18 protein-coding genes are annotated in these 19103 nt (G+C 43.4%); 11 read left to right on the forward strand and 7 right to left on the reverse strand.

What is annotated here, in order from left to right; genetic code table 11:
• The first annotated feature begins 7 nt into the window (after positions 1 to 7).
• From F824_RS0101480 to F824_RS0101490, 3 genes are read left to right on the forward strand one after another with little or no spacing between them, the layout of a single operon-like run.
• Positions 8 to 550: a hypothetical protein gene (locus F824_RS0101480; protein ID WP_019596069.1), complete on the forward strand. Its 543-nt coding sequence runs from the start codon at positions 8 to 10 to the stop codon at positions 548 to 550.
• Positions 531 to 1718: a M20 metallopeptidase family protein gene (locus F824_RS0101485; RefSeq protein ID WP_026333430.1), complete on the forward strand. Its 1188-nt coding sequence runs from the start codon at positions 531 to 533 to the stop codon at positions 1716 to 1718. The genes F824_RS0101480 and F824_RS0101485 overlap by 20 nt, the downstream gene beginning before the upstream one ends.
• Before the next feature lie 60 nt (positions 1719 to 1778).
• Positions 1779 to 2555, forward strand: coding sequence for a S1/P1 nuclease (locus tag F824_RS0101490; protein WP_019596071.1), 777 nt, complete (start codon positions 1779 to 1781; stop codon positions 2553 to 2555).
• Positions 2556 to 2888: 333 nt separating this feature from the next.
• On the opposite strand, the gene F824_RS0101500 is transcribed toward F824_RS0101490, so the two are convergent.
• Together F824_RS0101500 and F824_RS0101505 are read right to left on the reverse strand one after the other, a co-directional pair.
• On the reverse strand, positions 2889 to 4013 hold the full coding sequence (locus F824_RS0101500) for a peptidase associated/transthyretin-like domain-containing protein (RefSeq protein WP_019596073.1): 1125 nt from the start codon (positions 4011 to 4013) through the stop codon (positions 2889 to 2891).
• A gap of 1 nt (position 4014) precedes the next feature.
• On the reverse strand, positions 4015 to 5118 hold the full coding sequence (locus F824_RS0101505; RefSeq protein WP_019596074.1) for a 6-bladed beta-propeller: 1104 nt from the start codon (positions 5116 to 5118) through the stop codon (positions 4015 to 4017).
• 415 nt (positions 5119 to 5533) lie between these two features.
• Between F824_RS0101505 and recG the strand changes: the two genes are divergently transcribed.
• From recG to F824_RS0101530, 5 genes are all read left to right on the forward strand, one after another.
• Positions 5534 to 7627 carry an ATP-dependent DNA helicase RecG gene (gene recG, locus F824_RS0101510; RefSeq protein ID WP_019596075.1) on the forward strand — a complete coding sequence of 698 codons (2094 nt, stop codon included), beginning with the start codon at positions 5534 to 5536 and terminating at the stop codon, positions 7625 to 7627.
• A gap of 360 nt (positions 7628 to 7987) precedes the next feature.
• Positions 7988 to 8161 carry a hypothetical protein gene (locus F824_RS27680; RefSeq protein WP_019596076.1) on the forward strand — a complete coding sequence of 58 codons (174 nt, stop codon included), beginning with the start codon at positions 7988 to 7990 and terminating at the stop codon, positions 8159 to 8161.
• A 67-nt stretch (positions 8162 to 8228) separates the two neighbouring features.
• Positions 8229 to 8648, forward strand: coding sequence for a hypothetical protein (locus tag F824_RS0101520; protein WP_031327113.1), 420 nt, complete (start codon positions 8229 to 8231; stop codon positions 8646 to 8648).
• A 26-nt stretch (positions 8649 to 8674) separates the two neighbouring features.
• Positions 8675 to 9097, forward strand: a complete 423-nt coding sequence (locus tag F824_RS0101525; protein WP_019596078.1) for a hypothetical protein — start codon at positions 8675 to 8677, stop codon at positions 9095 to 9097.
• Positions 9098 to 9380: 283 nt separating this feature from the next.
• Positions 9381 to 9572, forward strand: coding sequence for a P-loop NTPase family protein (locus F824_RS0101530; protein WP_139189576.1), 192 nt, complete (start codon positions 9381 to 9383; stop codon positions 9570 to 9572).
• A 77-nt stretch (positions 9573 to 9649) separates the two neighbouring features.
• Here the strand turns inward: F824_RS0101530 and F824_RS0101535 are convergent, their stop codons facing one another.
• Complete coding sequence (locus tag F824_RS0101535; RefSeq protein ID WP_019596080.1) at positions 9650 to 10753, reverse strand: Gfo/Idh/MocA family protein; 1104 nt, start codon at positions 10751 to 10753, stop codon at positions 9650 to 9652.
• 135 nt (positions 10754 to 10888) lie between these two features.
• Here F824_RS0101535 and F824_RS0101540 point away from each other — a divergent pair, with 135 nt between their 5' ends.
• Together F824_RS0101540 and F824_RS0101545 are read left to right on the forward strand one after the other, a co-directional pair.
• Complete coding sequence (locus tag F824_RS0101540; protein ID WP_019596081.1) at positions 10889 to 11344, forward strand: GlcG/HbpS family heme-binding protein; 456 nt, start codon at positions 10889 to 10891, stop codon at positions 11342 to 11344.
• Positions 11345 to 11423: 79 nt separating this feature from the next.
• Positions 11424 to 12473, forward strand: coding sequence for a proline iminopeptidase-family hydrolase (locus F824_RS0101545; RefSeq protein ID WP_026333431.1), 1050 nt, complete (start codon positions 11424 to 11426; stop codon positions 12471 to 12473).
• A 138-nt stretch (positions 12474 to 12611) separates the two neighbouring features.
• Here F824_RS0101545 and F824_RS0101550 read toward each other — a convergent pair whose 3' ends face one another.
• Positions 12612 to 14246 (reverse strand): carboxylesterase/lipase family protein, encoded by a 1635-nt coding sequence (locus F824_RS0101550; RefSeq protein WP_019596083.1) that lies wholly within the window; start codon positions 14244 to 14246, stop codon positions 12612 to 12614.
• Between the two features lie 99 nt (positions 14247 to 14345).
• Between F824_RS0101550 and F824_RS0101555 the strand changes: the two genes are divergently transcribed.
• Complete coding sequence (locus F824_RS0101555; RefSeq protein ID WP_031327114.1) at positions 14346 to 15062, forward strand: NUDIX hydrolase; 717 nt, start codon at positions 14346 to 14348, stop codon at positions 15060 to 15062.
• Between the two features lie 54 nt (positions 15063 to 15116).
• Here the strand turns inward: F824_RS0101555 and solA are convergent, their stop codons facing one another.
• The 3 genes from solA to F824_RS0101575 form a co-directional block, all read right to left on the reverse strand.
• Positions 15117 to 16277, reverse strand: a complete 1161-nt coding sequence (solA, locus tag F824_RS0101560; protein ID WP_026333432.1) for an N-methyl-L-tryptophan oxidase — start codon at positions 16275 to 16277, stop codon at positions 15117 to 15119.
• A 293-nt stretch (positions 16278 to 16570) separates the two neighbouring features.
• The gene (locus F824_RS0101570) at positions 16571 to 17164 is read right to left on the reverse strand and encodes a gluconate 2-dehydrogenase subunit 3 family protein (RefSeq protein WP_026333433.1); all 594 of its coding nucleotides are present in this window, start codon (positions 17162 to 17164) and stop codon (positions 16571 to 16573) included.
• A gap of 10 nt (positions 17165 to 17174) precedes the next feature.
• The gene (locus F824_RS0101575) at positions 17175 to 18881 is read right to left on the reverse strand and encodes a GMC oxidoreductase (protein WP_019596088.1); all 1707 of its coding nucleotides are present in this window, start codon (positions 18879 to 18881) and stop codon (positions 17175 to 17177) included.
• Positions 18882 to 19103 lie beyond the last annotated feature (222 nt).

A 19103-nucleotide genomic window follows, 5' to 3' on the forward strand; every position in this document is an offset into this window, starting at 1 on the left:
AATCAATATGAAAAATAGGCTTTGGAGTGGGATCATCATATTGGTATTGATGGGGTCATGTAATCTTATCAAAAAAAGCAGTGCTCCAGCAGATGCCTACAAAGGATATCAGGAGGACCTTTCGGATTCCAGAATTACCTTTGAAACCCAACCCGCTCCAAATGTGGTGGATGAAAGCAGGTTTGAAGGTGGTGAACTTGCCATTGACAAGGATTTGGATCAGGCACTGACCCGATTTGCCAATAACAATAAAGCGGAAAGGTATTACAGTGGATTTACCGTTTTGGTTTATAGTGGAGTGGACAGGAACCTTGCCTTCAAAACCCGTAATGAACTCTATACAAATTTCCCCGAAATCAAGTTCGACCTGCAGTACCAGCAGCCACGGTATTTGTTGAAAGTGGGTAAGTTCATCAACCGAATCGAAGCCCAAGCCTATTATTTTAAACTTAAGGATAGTTTTCCTTCGGCCCGAATCATTCAAGATCGGTTCCAAAGAGATGAAAATTTCTCCTCAGATGAAAATCAGAATGCTGAAAAACAGGATTAAAAGCCTCGCCCAAGAATTCAAAACCGAAATAATTTCCAACCGAAGACACCTGCATGCCCACCCTGAGCTTTCGTTTCAGGAGCACAATACCGCAGCCTTTGTAGAGGCCCAACTCCAAAGTTATGGCATCTCTGAAATGGAGCGAAAGGCCGAAACAGGAATTGTGGTCCTTATCAAAGGAAAGAATCCCGACAAAAAAACAGTGGCACTTCGTGGAGATATGGATGCCCTTCCCATCGTGGAGCAAAATGATGTCCCCTACAAATCCATTCATCCAGGAGTCATGCATGCCTGTGGGCATGATGTGCACACCGCGTCCCTGCTGGGAGTGGCCAAGATCCTGAATGAAATCAAAGACCAATTCGAAGGGACGGTTAAGCTTATCTTCCAGCCAGGTGAAGAACTTATTCCCGGCGGTGCTTCGCTCATGATCAAGGACAAGGTTCTGGAAAACCCAAAACCTTCCGGGATTATTGGGCAGCATGTGATGCCATTGATCCCTGTGGGAAAGGTAGGCTTCAGAAAAGGAATGTACATGGCCAGTGCCGATGAACTCTACATTACCGTAAAGGGAAAAGGTGGCCACGGCGCCATGCCGGAAACACTTGTGGATCCGGTTTTGATCGCTGCACACATGATCGTCGCCCTCCAACAGGTGGTCAGCAGAAATGCTTCCCCAAAAACCCCTTCTGTTCTGTCCTTTGGCAGAATTGAAGCACTTGGAGCAACCAACATCATTCCCAATGAAGTGAAAATACAAGGAACCTTCAGGACCCTGGATGAAGCTTGGAGAGCAAAAGCCCATGGTCACATGGTCAAGATTGCAACAGGAATAGCGGAAGGAATGGGCGGAACCGTCGATTTTGAAGTTAGAAAAGGATATCCATTTCTAAAAAATTCACCCGAACTTACCGGAAGGGCACAGCAGGCAGCAATAGATTATCTTGGCGAAGAAAATGTGTTGGACCTAGATATTTGGATGGCCGCTGAGGATTTTTCCTATTATACCCAGGAAATTGATGGCTGCTTTTATCGCCTTGGGACAAGAAATGAGGCAAAAGGAATTGTTTCCGGTGTCCATACACCCACCTTTGACATTGATGAAAATGCCCTTGAAATCGGCGCTGGTCTGATGGCTTGGCTTGCCTTAAACGAACTTGCTTCCTGACCGATCTTTTGAACCGGACAAAACGCCCATAAAAAAATCACCCTTTATATTCTCCCAAATATGCAGAAATCAAAAATTTCAATTCTCACCCTTATTCTCTCCATTTCCCTTATCTCCCAGTCTTTTGCATGGGGACCTGTTGGACATTATGTGATCGGAGCCATTGCAGAATGGCAGATGAAGTCTAAAACCGTCAGAAAGGTGGAAGCAATTTTACAGCAACAAACGATCTCTGGAGTGGGCGTCTGGATGGACAATATCCGTTCGGACAAAAAATACGACTATACCAATACCTGGCATTGGGTCACCACTGTGGATGGGGAATACGATCCTGCAATTCAGGAAAAAGGCGGGGATGCTTATGAGGCTTTTCTGAGAATCAAGGCAAATTTGAAAAAAGGAGGCCTTTCTCCAGAAGAGGAAAGAGACCAGTTGAGAATGCTGATCCACATTGTTGGGGATTTGCACCAACCTTTTCATGTTGGCAAACCTGGTGACCGTGGTGGAAATGACGTGAAAGTGAGTTTTTTCAACAAAGAGACGAATATCCACGCGATTTGGGATTCTGACCTGATCGAAGGAAAGAAAATGAGTTATACCGAGATCTCTCGCGAACTGAAAAAAAGGATCAACCCAACCGTGTCCCAAAAATACAATGCCGCAACTCCCGCAGACTGGCTTAGAGAAGCCGCCGCGATGAGGCCGGACATGTATGATATCCCTGAAAATGGGAGAATCGGTTATGAATATATCTACAAACATTACCACCACGTGGAGGAAAGACTGACCGCTGCGGGAATCAGATTGGCCAAGGTCTTGGAAGAGATTTACGGATAACCTGTTTTTAGGTGGGAAAAAAAAGCCATTGCCCGTTTCAGGCAATGGCTTTTTTTATTCCCTCAGGAATGCATTTTCTGCCAAAAGGAAGGATTTGATCTTAGATTGGTTTGAACCCGAGAGATGCATTGGGTTTCCAAATGGGATTGAAACTGAAAGAAAATCAGACAATCTCAGGCTGTAATGCCATTCGCAATGCATAATACGGGTTGAATGTTTCTCGCCGAAACCGAATAAGATCATGTTGTTGGTATTCACCTAAAGACCATCTTTCCCAATTTTTCTACCGATATACAAAGGTCTAAAAGGCTATTGGCCACCTTTATTCCTTGATTATTTGTCAAAGGAAATCCTGTAGCCATGTAGACCGGGATATGGATTTGGATTTGCCCATACATCAAAAAAAGATCCTGTTTGCTCTTGAAAACCTGTACCAACAAGTAGCGTTTTGGAAAGTATTGTGAGGAGGTTCAATTTTGAGTTTTCAACAAGTGTCACACTGGGTTGCCCTTTAAAATCCATTTGGATTCTCCTTTTATGACTGACGTTCTTGATCACATATTTGGAATCTACCTCATCCAATTCAAAATGAATGGTTTCTTCCTTGAGGTGTGCGCTTATCCCTGCAAGGTTTTTTGAGGCAAGATTGGACGTCAAAAAATAGGCTCTCAGTCCCTTTTCATTTTTCCAAACCGTGATTTTCTGGATCTTAAATGTATGCTTATCTATCCATATTTCGCCGTCCTCATGCTGTCTGTTGCTTTTTGACTTCACGAGAATCCGGTAATGATTTTCAAATTCACCATCCAATTCATAGGCGTATTTTTTCATATTGGGACCAAAAAAGAAACTTGGCATCGATCCGGCTTCGTAAAAAAAATTATTGCTTAGCCAAAATCCATTATTGAGGATGAGGTTTTCATTTTCCTTCCAAAAACTACTATCCTCTACCTGCATATCGTGAATGGAAAACTGGGGAAAACCTTTTCTGACATGTGCTTTGTACCGATCAAAAACAGCAAAACGTTTTGCCTCTTTTTTTGTGCTTCCGGAATGAATAACAACTTCATTGCCATACTCGTACCTGGTCGTGGAAGGAAACCAATGGTAAGCTTTCCAAAATAAGGCTGCCGAGTTTTCCACAATCTGGTGCGCCGTCAATGAAACAAGCTCGAATTCAGGCAGCTCATAGGTCAATGATTCCATTATTATTTCTATCGGTTGCTCTGGGTCCTTTACGAGAAAATCCTTTGTGAAAAATCCGAGGGATTGGAAGGTTAAATTACGGTCCTCATTCAACAACACCGTGAATTCACCAGAGTTGTTGCTTACGCTGAAATGGTCTCCTGAGGCCACCAAAACACTTGGAATTGGCCTTCCATCTCGATCTTTCACAATACCATGAACGCGTGGCAACGCGATTCCCCACAACGCCAAAAGTATAAAAATCAGCTGCATCCTATAGAAATTTGATTTTTACAATGGCAAAGAGTGCCTCACCCATTAATATATTTTGTAAGTCAAAGGGTAGGTCTTGATTCCCACCGGCAAGCAAGGGGCGTAAATAGTCCAAGTCAAGCACTGTGATCAACCCTTCCTGATACTCGAAATTATAATTCATCAACATAAATTGATACAGGAAAGAAGGGATGTCTTTTCCGAATCCCAAAGCAAATAATTTATCGGATTCAAAATCAAAATACCTAAAATTCGTATCCTCCCCGTTGAGGAAATGGAAAAAAAGCTTTCCTTTTGCGTAAGACATTCCATCCATACCCGTAATGAATTTATCCTCCCCTGAAATTTTAGAGTTGTTAAAAGCTTCAATGGAAAACAGCTTGGATTTAAAATCAAGATTTACCACTGTTTCAACATTACCAGATCCATCCAACTTATAAATGTTATTGTCAAAAGGTGGGGCAAAGTAGGTGTCAGCTCCATTGATCGCATAGTTCCTGATTCTATCCTGCACGAGTATTGGCTCTTCCCTAAAAGGAATTTGAAAAGATTGAACAGTATATTTCTGGCGATCCATATAGGCCAAATTAAAATTTTGGCCATCGTCCATCACTTGTTGCCCCAAATCACACATCATTCCTCCATCATTCACAAAAAGCATGGAGAGAACAGGGAAATCGGAATTTTGACTGCCCAAATACTCCCCGCTCATCGAAAAGCGTTCAAATTTATTTCCCAAGACAAACAACACCATCTCCTCTTTTTGTTCATCAATGATGAAGTCCCAGATCGCCGTGCTTTCAAATGACTTGATGGTCCTCATGTATTCACCAGTCAATCCATACACCTGAACACTTTTGGTGAAAGTTGGGTCAAGAATAAATATTTGGTTTTCAAAAACAGAAATCCTTTCAACCTCACCAAATCCCGAAGAATGGTGGAATTCCAGCGGGATTATTTCTATGTTCTCAATTAAGTCCCCAAAAAAGATTTTTTCTTCGGGATCCATTGCATCGACAAGCGCTGGTGAGGAACCTCCGCATGAAAATGACGCCATCGAACACACAATCAAGCCCATCACAAATACAGATTTTATCCATTTCATTATTTTTTGATTTAAAGACTCTCCCCATTCACACCATAGGGGCAGGCGTAAATCTCCAAAAAGTAAGCTTTACCGGTAATTTAACCTTTCATGAACTAAATTACCACCCACCTATTAATTAATCCTAACTCTTAAAAACAATTAGTCGACTAATCTCAATGTGAGGTGAGAAATAAAAAACAGAACTGTAACCAAAAATTGTCTTGATAACTTAAATCCGGCACGCTTAAACCCGAAATAGGTAAAAACCCACTATGGTTGATCTCCAAAACCAAACTCTTTCCAAGGCACATCCTTGTCCCCAAAGACCCTCTTCTCCAATAGCCTTGGAATAAACTTCAAGATTATGTCAAAAAAGAAGAAATTAATCCCCCTTTCCTTTTTAATTTGAGCCTATAATCCAAACAATGTAACCTTGTTCAGTTTTTTTGATACCAAAATAGAATTCCTCAAGGGGGTAGGTCCCCAAAAAGCTGCCCTGATCAACAAGGAGTTGAATATTTTCACCTTTGGTGAGTTGATCCAACATTACCCGTTTCGATACGAAGACCGCACCCAGTTTTTTAAAATCAATGAGTTGACCGAGGATCTGGAACATGTTCAGATCGTGGCCAAAATCCGCTCGGCCGAAACCATCGGCGAGGGCCAAAGAAAAAGATTGGTGGCCACCATTTTTGACGAAACAGGTGAAATGGAACTGACCTGGTTCAAGGGGATTCAATATGTGGTAAAAAAATTGGTTCCGGGAATCCCCTTTGTTTTTTTCGGGAAACCCAATAAATACGGGAGAAAATTCAGCATCGCACACCCAGAAATGGAAGCCTTGTCTGCTGCCCAGGAAGAAAAAAGTTTCTTCCAACCGGTCTACCCAACCACAGAAAAACTCCGGTCCAGGTTTTTGGATTCCAAAGGGATTTCCAAAATCATGGAGGGATTGGTCACTGCCGCCTTCCCGCAAATCCAGGAAACCTTACCCGGAGAGGTTCTCCAGCGTTTCAATTTGATTCCCAAAAAAGATGCTGTCAAGGAAATCCATTTCCCGGAAAATCCCGAAGTCCTGAAAAGAGCGATTTTTCGGTTGAAATTCGAGGAGTTCTTCTTTATGCAGCTGAGGTTGCTAAAATTAAAACTCACAAGGACCGAAAAATCCCAGGGCCAGATCCTGAATCAAACGGAGCTGTTGAACGTGTTTTACAAGGAACACATTCCCTTTGAGCTTACCGAGGCACAAAAACGGGTGGTCCGGGAAGCGTATGCCGACATGAAATCCGGAAAACAAATGAACCGGCTGATCCAAGGGGATGTCGGCAGTGGGAAAACCATGGTGGCATTTATCTGCATTTTGATTGCAATCAGTTCGGGTGCCCAGGCCTGTCTGATGGCACCCACAGAGATCCTGGCCAACCAGCATTATGCAGGGTTAAAGGAGTATGCGGACTTGATGGGGTTGAACATTGCGCTGCTGACTGGGTCGACCAAAAAATCAGCCCGGAAAGTCATCCACGAATCCCTGCTTTCGGGGGAGCTTCCCATCCTCATCGGAACACATGCTTTGCTGGAAGATATTGTTCAGTTCAGAAATTTGGGCATGGCGATCGTAGATGAGCAACACCGGTTTGGGGTGGCGCAAAGGGCCAAACTTTGGGCCAAAAACCCTCGATTTATCCCTCATGTGCTGGTCATGACCGCAACCCCCATTCCCAGGACATTGGCGATGACACTCTATGGGGACTTGGAAATTTCCGTCATCGATGAACTTCCCGTAGGCCGAAAACCCATACAGACTGTCCATCGCTATGACAAAGACCGTCTAAAAGTATTCGGTTTTATTCGCAAACAGATACTCGAAGGAAGACAAGTTTACATCGTCTACCCCCTGATTGAGGAATCCGAAACCTTGGATCTCAAGAACCTTATGGATGGTTTTGAAAGTATCTGTAGGGCATTCCCTGAATTCCCTGTCAGTATCGTCCATGGAAAAATGAAACCACAGGACAAGAATTTTGAGATGCAGCGCTTCGTGAAAGGAGAAACCAAAATCATGGTCGCCACCACGGTCATCGAGGTGGGCGTCAATGTTCAGAATGCTTCTGTTATGGTGATCGAAAATGCGGAAAGATTTGGGCTTTCCCAACTCCACCAACTCCGGGGAAGGGTGGGAAGGGGTGCTGATCAGTCTTATTGCTTGCTGATGACCAAGTATGAACTTTCCAAAGACAGCCGTATCCGACTGGAAACGATGGTGCGGACCAACAATGGTTTTGAAATTGCGGATGTTGATCTCAAATTGAGAGGTCCGGGCGACTTGATGGGTACGCAGCAGAGTGGCTTGATGGATCTTTTGATTGCGGACCTCAGCAAGGATGCCCCGATCTTGACGATGGCAAGGGATGCTGCGCAGCTATTGCTCCAGGAAGACCCAGATCTTTCCCAGCCAAGAAGCGCAATGGTCCTTCGTCAAATCCGGAGTCAAAAGAAGCATGAAATAAACTGGAGCAGGATTTCTTAATAGAAATCGCTTGAACTACTGAATTTGCTCACGCAGATTTCGAAGATAGGAGTAGGAAAGATATTGATTCTTCCAGTACATTTTTATCATAAAATCAGAAATTGTACTCAAGTATTTTTCGTTATTATAAAAATAAATTTTATGTTCTGTTTTTTATGAAATTACAATCCTTTTAGTTTGAAATGGGGGGGTAAATATGAAATCCAAAGATAGTCCTGAAATCCACTATAGAAATAGTGCAATTTAGTCGACTATAAACGGATAAGAGGGTTGTTCGTATACCTAATATTTGTGTTTTTGAATTTTAAAGACTAGAATTATCTGATATTCAATCTTTTCACATTTTAAACAACAAATTTTATGGAAGCATTAAGCTTAGAAAAAATGGAGAGTCTAGTCGGAGGGTCTAACTATTGTGACACAGCTTGGATACTGCTTTCCGGTGGTGGATTTCAGGGGAGTGATGAATTGTATTTACTTCTTGCCTCAAGTTATGCAGCTAATTGCCCAGACCATCTTCCTGGCAGTAATTGAAAAACAAATTTAAAAAGGATGAGCCTTTTGTGCTCTCCTTTTTTATTTTCACTTAAATTAAAAAAAAATGAATTCAATATTAGTTTTAATAATGCTCGTTATTTCCTTCAACAAACCATCAATTGAAGGCAAATGGAAAATGAATCGAAGTGAAGCTTTTGAAAAAATATTGACTTCCAACAATTTTCAAATGCAGGATGAACAACAACAGAAAGCATTGGCTGAAACTTTTAATAAAATCCTTGATGGTTATTATTACGATTTTAGAAAAGACACTGTTTACTTTACTGATTTCAAAAATTATGAATTAGTAGAATTAAAAGGAATCTATTGGATTGACGCAGATACACTGATTATTGGTCAATTTGATAAAATAAAAGTCCAAAAATATTTGATTTCAAAAATCAATGAGAAAGAGTTACATCTAAAATTGATTGATCCTAAAGGTGCTGTTCTAGACATGAGGTGGATGTTTAAAAGAGAATAATTTTATCCATCTAACTAAGACAAAAAATGAGAACAATTTCATTATTGATTACTTTAATTATTTTATTGAATCGTCCCTCAGTAGAAGGCAAGTGGAAAATGGTAAGGGATGAATCCTTTGAGAATATTCTTACCTCTCCCAATTTTCAAATGCAGGATGAACAACAGCAGAAAGCTTTGTTTGAAACCTTTAATAAAATTTTAAATGGATTCTATTATGATTTTAGAAAAGACACTGTCTATTTTACTGATTTCAAAAATCATGAAATTGTGGAATTAAAAGGGATCTATTGGATTGATGCTGATACTTTGATTATTGGTCAGACAAATAAAATATATTTACAGAAATACATAATATCAAAATTAGATGCAAATGAGCTTCATTTAAAGCTTATTCATCCAAAGGATGGTACAGTATTTAATAGCAGGATGATGTTTAAAAAAGAATAAATCTATTTTCTAGTTATTGATGATTAAGACGTTAAAAAAAATCAAATTGTCTCTTTGAATTAGATTATGAAATATTTTTTCCCATTAGCACTGACAGGTATTTGTTTGGGTCTGCTTATTGATTTTCACTTCCTTTCTGAAGAAGTATACTATAGTCATCTCTCAGATAAATTTACCTATACCAGAATTCAGAATATGCTTGAGTTCCGTGGGAAATGGCTTTGGTTAACATACGTCATCGCCACTTACCGGTGCAATGGATCGGAATACTGAAAACCTTGTTTTGGAATTATTGATGAAATTAAAATCAAATATGATTATTTTAGTTGTTACACATAAAATCAAACCTGCATTAATTGCTGACAGGGTTTATATATTAGAGGATGGTCTGATTGTCAAAGAAGGAACAACGAGAGAATTACTTGATGGGGAAAATCTTCTCTCTTCCGCATATAGAGAAATTGTACAGTTTTAGACCGGGACAATTAATTTTTTCGCGCAGATGGCGCAGAATGGGTCTACGAAAATCCGCCTCATCCGCGCGAAAATAAATTAAATCACCACCCTCTTTCCAGTCTCTGCAGATTCCAATATCGCCTGCACGATTCGGATATCCCTCAATCCTTCCTCACCTGGTACTGGCATTGGTTTTCCTGCCATAATGGACAATGCATCGTGGTCCATTTGGTTCGCTTGCTGAAATGGGACCTCATAGGGGAAATTGATTTCTCCCAAGGGGCTTTTTCCTTTGTTTCCTGCATAAGATGAGAACGGGGACATTTCGATAGTTCCTTTTTCGCAGGTGATGTTCAAAAAATTGGTGTTTTCAAAAAAGGAGGTTTTGATGCTTCCGATCACGCCACCTGGAAATTCAAGCACAGCAGTGACCACTTCGCCCAAACCGTCTTTGTAGATTTCAGGCCGCTCTGCCCAGACTTTCGCGGATTGGACAGCGATGGGTTCCATCCCAGATCCCAAACGTGCACCCTGAATGGAATAAACTCCCATGTCGTAAATCACACCACCGCCCATTTCTCTTTTTTGTTTCCAATGATCAGTCCTTCCCTCCCGGTATCCAGCCGCACAATCGACTTTGGTGACTTTCCCCAATTGTTTTTCCTTGACGATTTTTTGAAAGGCCAAGGTGTTGGGTTCATGCTGGCAGCGGTAGCCAATCGAAAGAGAAACCTTGTTTTTCTTGCAGGCATCGATCATGGTTTGGCATTCCTCCACAGTCACCGCCATGGGTTTTTCACACCAAACATGTTTGCCTGCATTTGCTGCTCTGACAACATATTCCATGTGCATGGAAGGCGGCAAGACGATATAGATGACATCGATATCGGGATTATTAGCGATCGTGTCAAAGTTCTCATAGTTGTAGACATTCTTCTCGGGGATTTTGTACTTCTCCTTCCAGGCTTCTGCTTTGGAGGGTGTTCCCGTCACGACTCCCGCAAGGTAACAATGCTCGGTTTGCTGCAATCCAGGAGCCAGCAAATCCGTGCTGTAATAGCCCAAACCCACCAGGGCAATGCCCAATTTGTCCTTTTTGGGCGCATTTTGACAAGCCAAGAGGCTAAGTGGTGACAATAGGCTGATTCCTGATCCTAATGTGATCATTTTGAGGGTATCCCTTCTGGAAAAACTCTTCATGGTTTGGTTGTGTTGTGTGAAATCAATAGTTAAAAATGCATGTAGACTTCAATTTAGGGTTTTTAAAAACTTGTTCAAAAAAATTTATTAAATTAGAGTCTTAGTCTCTTTTCCAAAATCATAAAAACCTATTCCATGAAGAATTTAACATTCCTGTTTTTGCTCTTTTTATCCTACCCCTCTTTTTCCCAAAATCATCAACAACCTTACCTCAACCTGGCTGAGGCAGAAAGGATATCCGATGCGGCAGAAGCCCGAGCCCGACAGGACAACTGGAATGTAGTCATTGCCATTTTGGACAATGGAGGGCATTTGTTGTTGTTGAAAAAGATGGATGGCACCCAAATCGGCAGCGTGGAAGTGGCCCAGGCAAAAGCCAAATCAGCGGTGTATTTCAAGAGGTCAACAAAAGTGTTCGAAGATGCAGTCAATGAGGGAGGAAACAGAATCCTTTCCTTGCCCAATGCCATTCCAATCGAGGGTGGTTTGCCTATTTTCAAAGATGGTATCATTGTAGGTTCCATCGGTATTTCCGGGGTGACTTCGGTGCAGGATGGGATCATTGCTGAAGCGGCCTTGAAGGCACTTTGATTCTATGAGTAGTATTGCCAAAAATCGCATTCTATACATAGGGGGAATTGTTATTTTCCCCGACAAAAACCATGACCTTATGAACAAGTATTTCTTGATTTTTGCTGTGTTAGGTTTTTTTGCCTTTGGCTGTGTCTCGACGGATAAGAAAACGGACGAAAGCGAAACCTTGAGGAATTATCTTGATTTTTCCCAAAGGGATGATCAGTTTACCGGTGGGGTGAAAATGATTCCCATTTCCACCGAAAAGGGAGAATTCAAGGTCTGGACCAAAAGGGTAGGCAACAATCCCAAGATAAAAGTACTCCTGCTGCATGGAGGGCCGGGAATGACCCATGAAATCTATGAATCTTTTGACGGATACTTTCCTTCGGAAGGCATCGAATACATTTATTATGACCAATTGGGCTCCTATTACAGCGACCAACCGGAGGGAGACGAACTCTGGACGACAGAGAGATTTGTCGAGGAAGTGGAGCAGGTCCGTCAAGCGTTGAATTTGGACAAGGATAATTTTTATCTTTTTGGACAATCCTGGGGAGGAATCCTGGCCATTGAGTATGCCTTGAAGTACCAAAACAATCTCAAAGGACTCATTATTTCCAACATGATGGCCAGCATTCCGGAGTACAATTCCTATGCGCAGGAGGTTCTTGGTCCAAAATTGCCCCCTGCTGTTTTTTCTGAAATCCAAGAGATTGAAGCCAATCAGGATTTTGAAAACCCCAGATATGAGGAATTGCTGATGGAGCACCATTATACCGAGCATGTTCTCAGAATGCCATTGGAAGAGTGGCCTGAAAATATCAACAGGGCCTTTAAACACCTCAACCCGAAAGTATATGTTCACATGCAGGGTTACAGTGAGTTTGGGATTACAGGAAATGCAACTTTAAAGGAATGGGACAGAAAGGCGGATTTGCCGAAGATCACCGTTCCGACATTGGTCATCGGGGCAGAACATGACACCATGGACCCTAAGCACATGGAGTGGATGTCTACTCAGGTAAAAAACGGACATTACCTCTATTGTCCAAATGGTAGCCATCTCTCCCAATATGATGACCAAAAAACCTTTTTCAAGGGATTGATCCAATTTGTGAAGGATGTTGACAAAGGGACGATATAAAAAAATGACGATTGACATTCCATTAGGGAATGGTTTTGATAGGAGTATAGAGGAGTTTAAAAAAGACAATCCCCTTGGATATTGAATTCAAGGGGATTGTCTTTTCATTTTGATGATGTAATCCACCAGCTGCATTTTTTATTTATTGCCGTAGGCCTTGTCCAAGAAAAGATATCGGGCATCATTATTCGCCTTCATTACTTTTGATTCCGTATCCAGGATCATTACCGGAGGATTTGGATCTGCCGCTTGGGCCGCGGGCCATTCTACCTGATCGTTTCCGTTTGGATTGCCGGTTTTGATGAAATTGGCAAAGTAATTTTGCATCACTTCGGAGACCTTATAATCGTCTGCTGTCCAGGCAAAATCCTTGACCAAATGGAGATTTCCCATGCAATATTCTATTTCGCAAGCATGGGGAGCACCGATTGCCTCCGGCATTTTGGCATCGGAATCATTGGAAGTAGTCCCTCCGGCAAGTCCGGTCGTCAGGTTTTGATCGACCAAAGGCGGACGAAGCTTGCTGTACAAATACCGGTAAACAGGTTGATCAGAATTTTTTCGGTGCAGGTCAAACCATTTCCAGGTACTGTATGCGATAAATCTGTCAGAAGCCAAATCAGTAGCCGATTGTTCGATTTCCTTTGCCGACCCGTAAGGATAAAGTTTCAAGACTTCCGCATGGTCATTTGGATAGGCTTCTTTCACTTTATCAATGTAGTTTTTTTCGTCATAAGGAGCACCTTGCATAAATGCCATTCCCGGGATTTCTGCCGAATTCCATCCCAATAGCAAAGGGACTTGCGCCTGCTCTCTATTGTTGAAAATTTCCGGAAGGGTTTTGGGCAAGAAATATCCATCCAATGCAATCGGAAATCCAAATCTTCCCGACTCATTATAAATCTCATAGATGTCCCTTGCAGGGAGTTTTCGCAGCTCGGCGATCGATGAAATGCCGGCCTTGGTGACAAATTCAGCACCTGCTTTCTCGGCTTCTGCCAAAGATACCGGAGCCAAGGTTGGATGGATTCCTGCACCGCTTTCTCCAATGGCACCTGCTATCAGGCCTTTGGCCAAGGGAGACGCCATTTGGTAACTTACCGCGATGGATCCTGCAGATTCACCGGCAATGGTTACCTTATTGGGGTCACCTCCAAAGGAAGCAATGTTTTCCTTCACCCATTTCAATGCTGCCAATTGGTCCAATAGACCATAATTTCCAGATGCTTTGTAAGGCGCTTCTGCACTCAATTCAGGATGGGCAAGGAAGCCAAAGACATTTAATCTATAATTGACCGTCACAGCGACGATTCCTTTCTTAGCCATGCTTTCTCCATTGTACCTCGGCTCTGCTCCGTCACCGGCTACAAAACCTCCACCAAAGAAGTAAACCAAAACCGGAAGGTCTTTCGTGTCTCTTTTGGCCGGTGTCCAGACATTGAGGTAGAGACAATCTTCACTCACCCCGTCGGACCATGAATTCATGTCTCCGAACACGACAGTCTGCATGGGTCTAGGCCCAAACTTTTTGGTCTCTTTTACTTCCCCCCAATTTTCCATCGGCTGAGGCGCTTTCCACCTGAGCGCCTCTACCGGAGGTTGGGCAAAGGGAATTCCGAGGTAACTTTGAATGCCCGAATGGGTGTCATAATCTCCTTCGATGACACCAGTGGTCAGCGTGGCTTGCACAGGGAAACTGTTTTTCCCCTGTGCAAATGCCCCAGCACAAGAAAGGAGAAGTAGGCTCAAAATATAAAATGCTTGTTTTTTCATGTTGAATGGGTTTACTATTGTCTCAATATGAAACAATAGTAATTGGATTTGAGGATAATTCCTACTTACTTGGCAACAATTTACAATCCTGAACAAAAAATGAGTCTTCCTTTAGAAAACGATTTTATTCCACACTTGGCTTTTGATTCGGTGATTTTTGGGTTTTCGGGAGAAAAGTTGAAAATCCTCCTGATGGAATACCACAATACGGCCTGGCTGGCGCTGCCCGGAGGATTTGTAGGGAAAAATGAAAATCTCAATGACGCTGTCAGAAGAGGCCTCCAGGAGCGGACGGGATTGGACAAAATCTATTTGGAGCAGTTCTATACCTTTGGGGATTTGGCCCGTTTCAAGCCCGAGATCATGCAGACCATTTTGGCAGCCAATGGCCACCAGGTCGCGGCGGAAAATTGGATGCTGGATCGGTTTGTTTCTGTGGCTTATTATGCCCTGATCAATTACCATGAAGTCGAGCCAAAACCGGATGCCTTATCGGATTCCATCGCTTGGTATGATGTAGACGCCCTTCCGGAATTGATCTTGGACCATTCGGAAATCGTCAAGAAGGCTTTGGAAACTTTAAAATCGAATATAGACAGGAAATTGGTCAGCATGAACCTTCTTCCGCCAAGGTTTACAATCAAGGAATTGCAGCAGGTATATGAGGCGATCTTGGGCGAAAAACTCCGCAGAACGACCTTCCAAAGGAAAATATTAAGCTTGGATATCCTCGAAAGACATGAAAAATTGTACAGCGGAAAATCACACAAAGCACCCTTTCTCTACAGTTTTAAGGGAAATCAAATGGGGAATTGAAGATATAAATGCCTTAATTTTTTCGCCAAAGGATTTTTCATCCAACCCACGTTCTTATTTCCGGAGAAATGGCTTCAGGTCCACTTTCGTGGTCTTTTCCAAAAGCTGTTCGGCAAGGGCTTCCCCAAGTCCAGCAGAATGCTTGAATCCATGGCCACTACAGGCAGAGGCGATCAGGACCTCAGGAAAGTCGGGCATTTCATCGATCACAAAATTGGCGTCGGCAGTCATGGTGTAGAGACAGACCTTCGAATCTACAATCCGATTTTCAATCCCATGGATTCTTCCGGATATTTTTTGATCCAAAAACGCAATCTGTTCCTCGCTTGTCACTTCTCGGGAAACGGTATCCGGATGCCCTCTTTCCATAAATGATTCTGATGCCATTTTAATGGTCTGGCCGTCCAGGGATGGGAATCCATAGAGAAAATCTTCCGGATTTTCCCCAAACCCCCACATAAAAACAGGGGTTTTCCCAAGCTCAAAAAAGTCCTTGTTTTTAGGGATCCAGTGCAAAAGTTGCCGACAGATTTTAAAATGGCTTTTTTCGGGTGCCGGCAAAAAATCCTTGATCCAGGGTCCTGAGCTGATAAGCGCCTTCCCCGCTTCAAAATCCCCATGGTTGGTCCGGATCAAAACGCCTCCGTCGGAAATGGGCTGTACACCGAATACTTTTGTATGGGTTTTGATCACCGCCCCATTTTTTTCAGCCAATGACAACTGAAGGGAAACCGCAAGTTCTGGTTTAAGAATCCCCGCGGACGGCTCAAAATACACCTTGCCTTCATCCTCCAAATTAAATTCCCTGAACCTTCTTTTCAGTTCCCGGCCATCAAAAACCTCATGTGGAATATTTCCTTCCTCAGAAAACTTGACGGTTCTGGCAAAAAAACCTTCCGATCCGTGTTTTGACCAGCTTTTTCCTCCTGAATCAAAGAGCAAACCGCCTGTGGTGATCATGACTTCCTGCCCGGTTTCCCTTTCCAGCTCGCGCCAGATTTCATGGGAGCGTTTGACCACCGGGACAAAATCCATTCCCTCACCAACAGCCAAGCGGGTGATCCTGGATTCGCCGTGCGTCGATCCCATGGTGTGGGGCGGGGAAAATTGATCGATACCCAAAATTCTTTTACCCGACTTACTCAATTGCCAAAGCGCCGAGGAGCCCAAAGCCCCCAAGCCAATCACGGCGATATCAAATGGTTTGCGCTGCATTTCGAAAGATTATTTTTCCAGAAGGGTACAAAAATAGAAAAAATCAGATGCGGAACCATTGGGTTCAGGCATGTCGGTTGGTCTAAAATGCTTCCTGTTTTGACAAGTAGGCATGAAAAGAGGGAGAATGCTTTTGTGGGCAGGTTTTTCAAGCCCATGGAATTTGGAAATCAACTGATTCTTGGCCTTTTTTTCTAGCGGATTCCATTTCCTTAAAACCCAGGTTTTCTTTACAAAAATCCATAAAACAAAAAACCTTCTCCGTCCGGAAGACTTCGAAGGTTTTTTGTTTGCTATTCGGTCCAGATTTTCCCGACATCGCTGTAGGGGATGCATCCCTCGTAAGGTCCGGGAATGGGATTGTAGGCGAGTATTTCCTTGCCCACTTTTTCGGATTGAAAATAGCCCATCAAGGCCAATTCTTTCATCATCCTGTAGAAAGGAAATTCTGTGGGTTCCCCAAAGGAAAATCCCCACATCGAACCGGGAAGCGGTCCGGATTTTTCCTCGAAATCACGGATAAGTTGGTCTTGCTGTTCGGCACTGCCATTGGTGAAATCTTTTCCGAAAGCAGTATTTGCAGCGGCATTAAAACTATCCAATCCTCCGGAAAATCCCTTTTGGATGTCTTCTGGGAAGACTTTTTGCAGGATTTTATCGATAAACTGGTCTACGCCGACCTCCAAAGCGCCCGGTGTTGCGGTCTTCGGGAGGATTCTGTCCACGATCGCGGAGAGGGTTTTGGCTTGTGTTTCGGAAAGCACCTGTGGGATCCATGTCAATTTTGCTCCTGAGTCGCAGGATTGCATGAGGGCAGCCACCGTAGAACCGGTAAATGCATAGCCCAATATCATCGCGGTGCCTTTGAGGGCTTCTCTTCTGTTCATGGTCATGGAATTAAAGGTTGTTGCGGTTGATTTCCTTGGTTACATAATCGACAGCCCTTGCAGTCATCGCCATGTAGGTAATGGAAGGGTTTTGGGTTCCGGAAGAAGTCATACAAGCTCCATCGGTCACAAACACGTTTGGTACTGAATGGACCTGGTTGAAGCCGTTCAAGACAGAGGTTTTTGGATCCCGACCCATTCTGGCCATTCCCATTTCGTGCACACCAACTCCCAAAGCGCCACTGTTGTCGTAGGTGTGGACGTTTTTCAAGCCTGCGGCTTCCAGCATTTCGGCGGCATCGGATTTGATGAATTCCCGCATTTTCATTTCGTTTTCTTTGTATCCCGCATCAAACACCAATTTTGGAAGTCCCCACTGATCCTTTTGGTTTTGGTCGAGATACATGAGGTTGTCATGGTAGGGCAATACTTCCCCGAATCCGGTCATGCCAAATCCCCAAGGACCGGCCTGCATCAATCCGTCTTTGAATTCCCCTCCAAAATCCTTCTCATTGGCACCTCGGCCCCAGCCTCCACGGCTTGCGCTGCCTTGGTAACCATAGCCACGGAGAAATTCACTTGTCTTGGTCTGTTCGTTGATGTTCCTGAACCTCGGAATGTAGATCCCATTTGGGCGTCTGCCTTTGTAATACTGGTCTTCAAAACCATCAAAAGTACCCGAAGCACCCAATCTGTAGTGATGGTCCATGATGTTGTGTCCCAATTCCCCGCTGTCATTGCCCAGCCCATTTGGAAAGCGATCGGAGGTGGAGTTGAGCATGATGGCAGCCGTTCCGGGGGCTGATGCGTTCAAAAAGATTATTCTTGCATAATACTCGATCATCTCCTTTGATTCCCGATCGATGATCCGGACGCCGGTGGCTTTTCCGGATTGCGCATCATAGATGACCGAGTGCACCATGGAGTTTGGACGCAGGGTCATGTTTCCAGTTTTGGCCGCATCCGGCAAAGCAACGCCATTGCTGCTGTAATAGGCGCCGTAAGGACAACCTCTTGAGCAACGGTTTCTGGATTGGCAAGCGCCGCGGCCGTTATGGGGTACGGTCAGGTTGGCTACCCGCCCGATGGTCATGTTCCGGTAATCAAATTTGCTTTCAATTTCTTTTTTGATGTGCTTTTCCAGGCAGTTGAGTTCCATCGGGGGTAAAAAATTTCCATCCGGAACATGGGCAAGACCCATTTTTTCTCCCGAAACCCCTATGTAATTTTCAACATAGCCGTACCATGGCTCCAAATCCTTGTACCGAATCGGCCAATCCACAGCAATCCCTTCCTTGGCATTGGCCTCAAAATCCAAATCAGACCAGCGGTAACACTGTCTGCCCCAAAGCAAGGACCGACCACCGACTACGTCTGCCCGTATCCAATCAAAACGCTGCTTTTCCTCATAGGGATCGGCTTTGTCATTGTGGTAAAAATGTTTGTTTTCTTCGCTGACAAAACCGCTTCTTGCCTGGATATAATAATCTTCGCGCTCACTGTAGGTGAGCCGATTGTTGTTTTCAAAATCCCAAGGATCCTTGTTCATGGTGGGATAATCCTCCACATGGGTGACCAATCGGCCCCTTTCCAGGACAAGGGTTTTCAGGCCTTTTTGACAAAGTTCCTTTGCCGCAAATCCACCGCTGATCCCGGAGCCCACCACGATGGCGTCATAGGTGTTTTCAGCGACTGCTTTAATATTGAGGTTACTCATTGGGGGTCTTAGGGTTAAATAGGTTTTAGATGATGGAAATAGGGATTCAAATTATAAAAAATGGAGGGAATAAAAAACCGCTATTTTTTTGAAGTCAAGAAAATATGGGGATTGGGTAAATTACGGGCAGTGGCAGCATCGCTTCTCAATTATTTGTCAATAACATTTCGTTTAACCCGGTTTTCTTCGGGTTTCAATTTATTCTTCTTTTTAAAAAAACTA

It is taken from the genome of Rhodonellum psychrophilum GCM71 = DSM 17998, assembly GCF_000381545.1.
GTDB lineage: Bacteria > Bacteroidota > Bacteroidia > Cytophagales > Cyclobacteriaceae > Rhodonellum > Rhodonellum psychrophilum.

What these genes read in the sequence shown, in the direction of transcription:
- F824_RS0101500 (WP_019596073.1), bottom strand. Translation starts at nt 4,013, where the DNA reads ATGCAGCTGATTTTTATACTTTTGGCGTTGTGGGGAATCGCGTTGCCA.
- F824_RS0101575 (WP_019596088.1), bottom strand. Translation starts at nt 18,881, where the DNA reads ATGAGTAACCTCAATATTAAAGCAGTCGCTGAAAACACCTATGACGCC.
- solA (WP_026333432.1), bottom strand. Translation starts at nt 16,277, where the DNA reads ATGCAGCGCAAACCATTTGATATCGCCGTGATTGGCTTGGGGGCTTTG.
- F824_RS0101520 (WP_031327113.1), top strand. Translation starts at nt 8,229, where the DNA reads ATGAATTCAATATTAGTTTTAATAATGCTCGTTATTTCCTTCAACAAA.
- F824_RS27680 (WP_019596076.1), top strand. Translation starts at nt 7,988, where the DNA reads ATGGAAGCATTAAGCTTAGAAAAAATGGAGAGTCTAGTCGGAGGGTCT.
- F824_RS0101485 (WP_026333430.1), top strand. Translation starts at nt 531, where the DNA reads ATGCTGAAAAACAGGATTAAAAGCCTCGCCCAAGAATTCAAAACCGAA.
- F824_RS0101550 (WP_019596083.1), bottom strand. Translation starts at nt 14,246, where the DNA reads ATGAAAAAACAAGCATTTTATATTTTGAGCCTACTTCTCCTTTCTTGT.
- F824_RS0101490 (WP_019596071.1), top strand. Translation starts at nt 1,779, where the DNA reads ATGCAGAAATCAAAAATTTCAATTCTCACCCTTATTCTCTCCATTTCC.
- F824_RS0101545 (WP_026333431.1), top strand. Translation starts at nt 11,424, where the DNA reads ATGAACAAGTATTTCTTGATTTTTGCTGTGTTAGGTTTTTTTGCCTTT.
- F824_RS0101505 (WP_019596074.1), bottom strand. Translation starts at nt 5,118, where the DNA reads ATGAAATGGATAAAATCTGTATTTGTGATGGGCTTGATTGTGTGTTCG.
- F824_RS0101535 (WP_019596080.1), bottom strand. Translation starts at nt 10,753, where the DNA reads ATGAAGAGTTTTTCCAGAAGGGATACCCTCAAAATGATCACATTAGGA.
- F824_RS0101540 (WP_019596081.1), top strand. Translation starts at nt 10,889, where the DNA reads ATGAAGAATTTAACATTCCTGTTTTTGCTCTTTTTATCCTACCCCTCT.
- F824_RS0101525 (WP_019596078.1), top strand. Translation starts at nt 8,675, where the DNA reads ATGAGAACAATTTCATTATTGATTACTTTAATTATTTTATTGAATCGT.
- F824_RS0101570 (WP_026333433.1), bottom strand. Translation starts at nt 17,164, where the DNA reads ATGAACAGAAGAGAAGCCCTCAAAGGCACCGCGATGATATTGGGCTAT.
- F824_RS0101480 (WP_019596069.1), top strand. Translation starts at nt 8, where the DNA reads ATGAAAAATAGGCTTTGGAGTGGGATCATCATATTGGTATTGATGGGG.
- F824_RS0101555 (WP_031327114.1), top strand. Translation starts at nt 14,346, where the DNA reads ATGAGTCTTCCTTTAGAAAACGATTTTATTCCACACTTGGCTTTTGAT.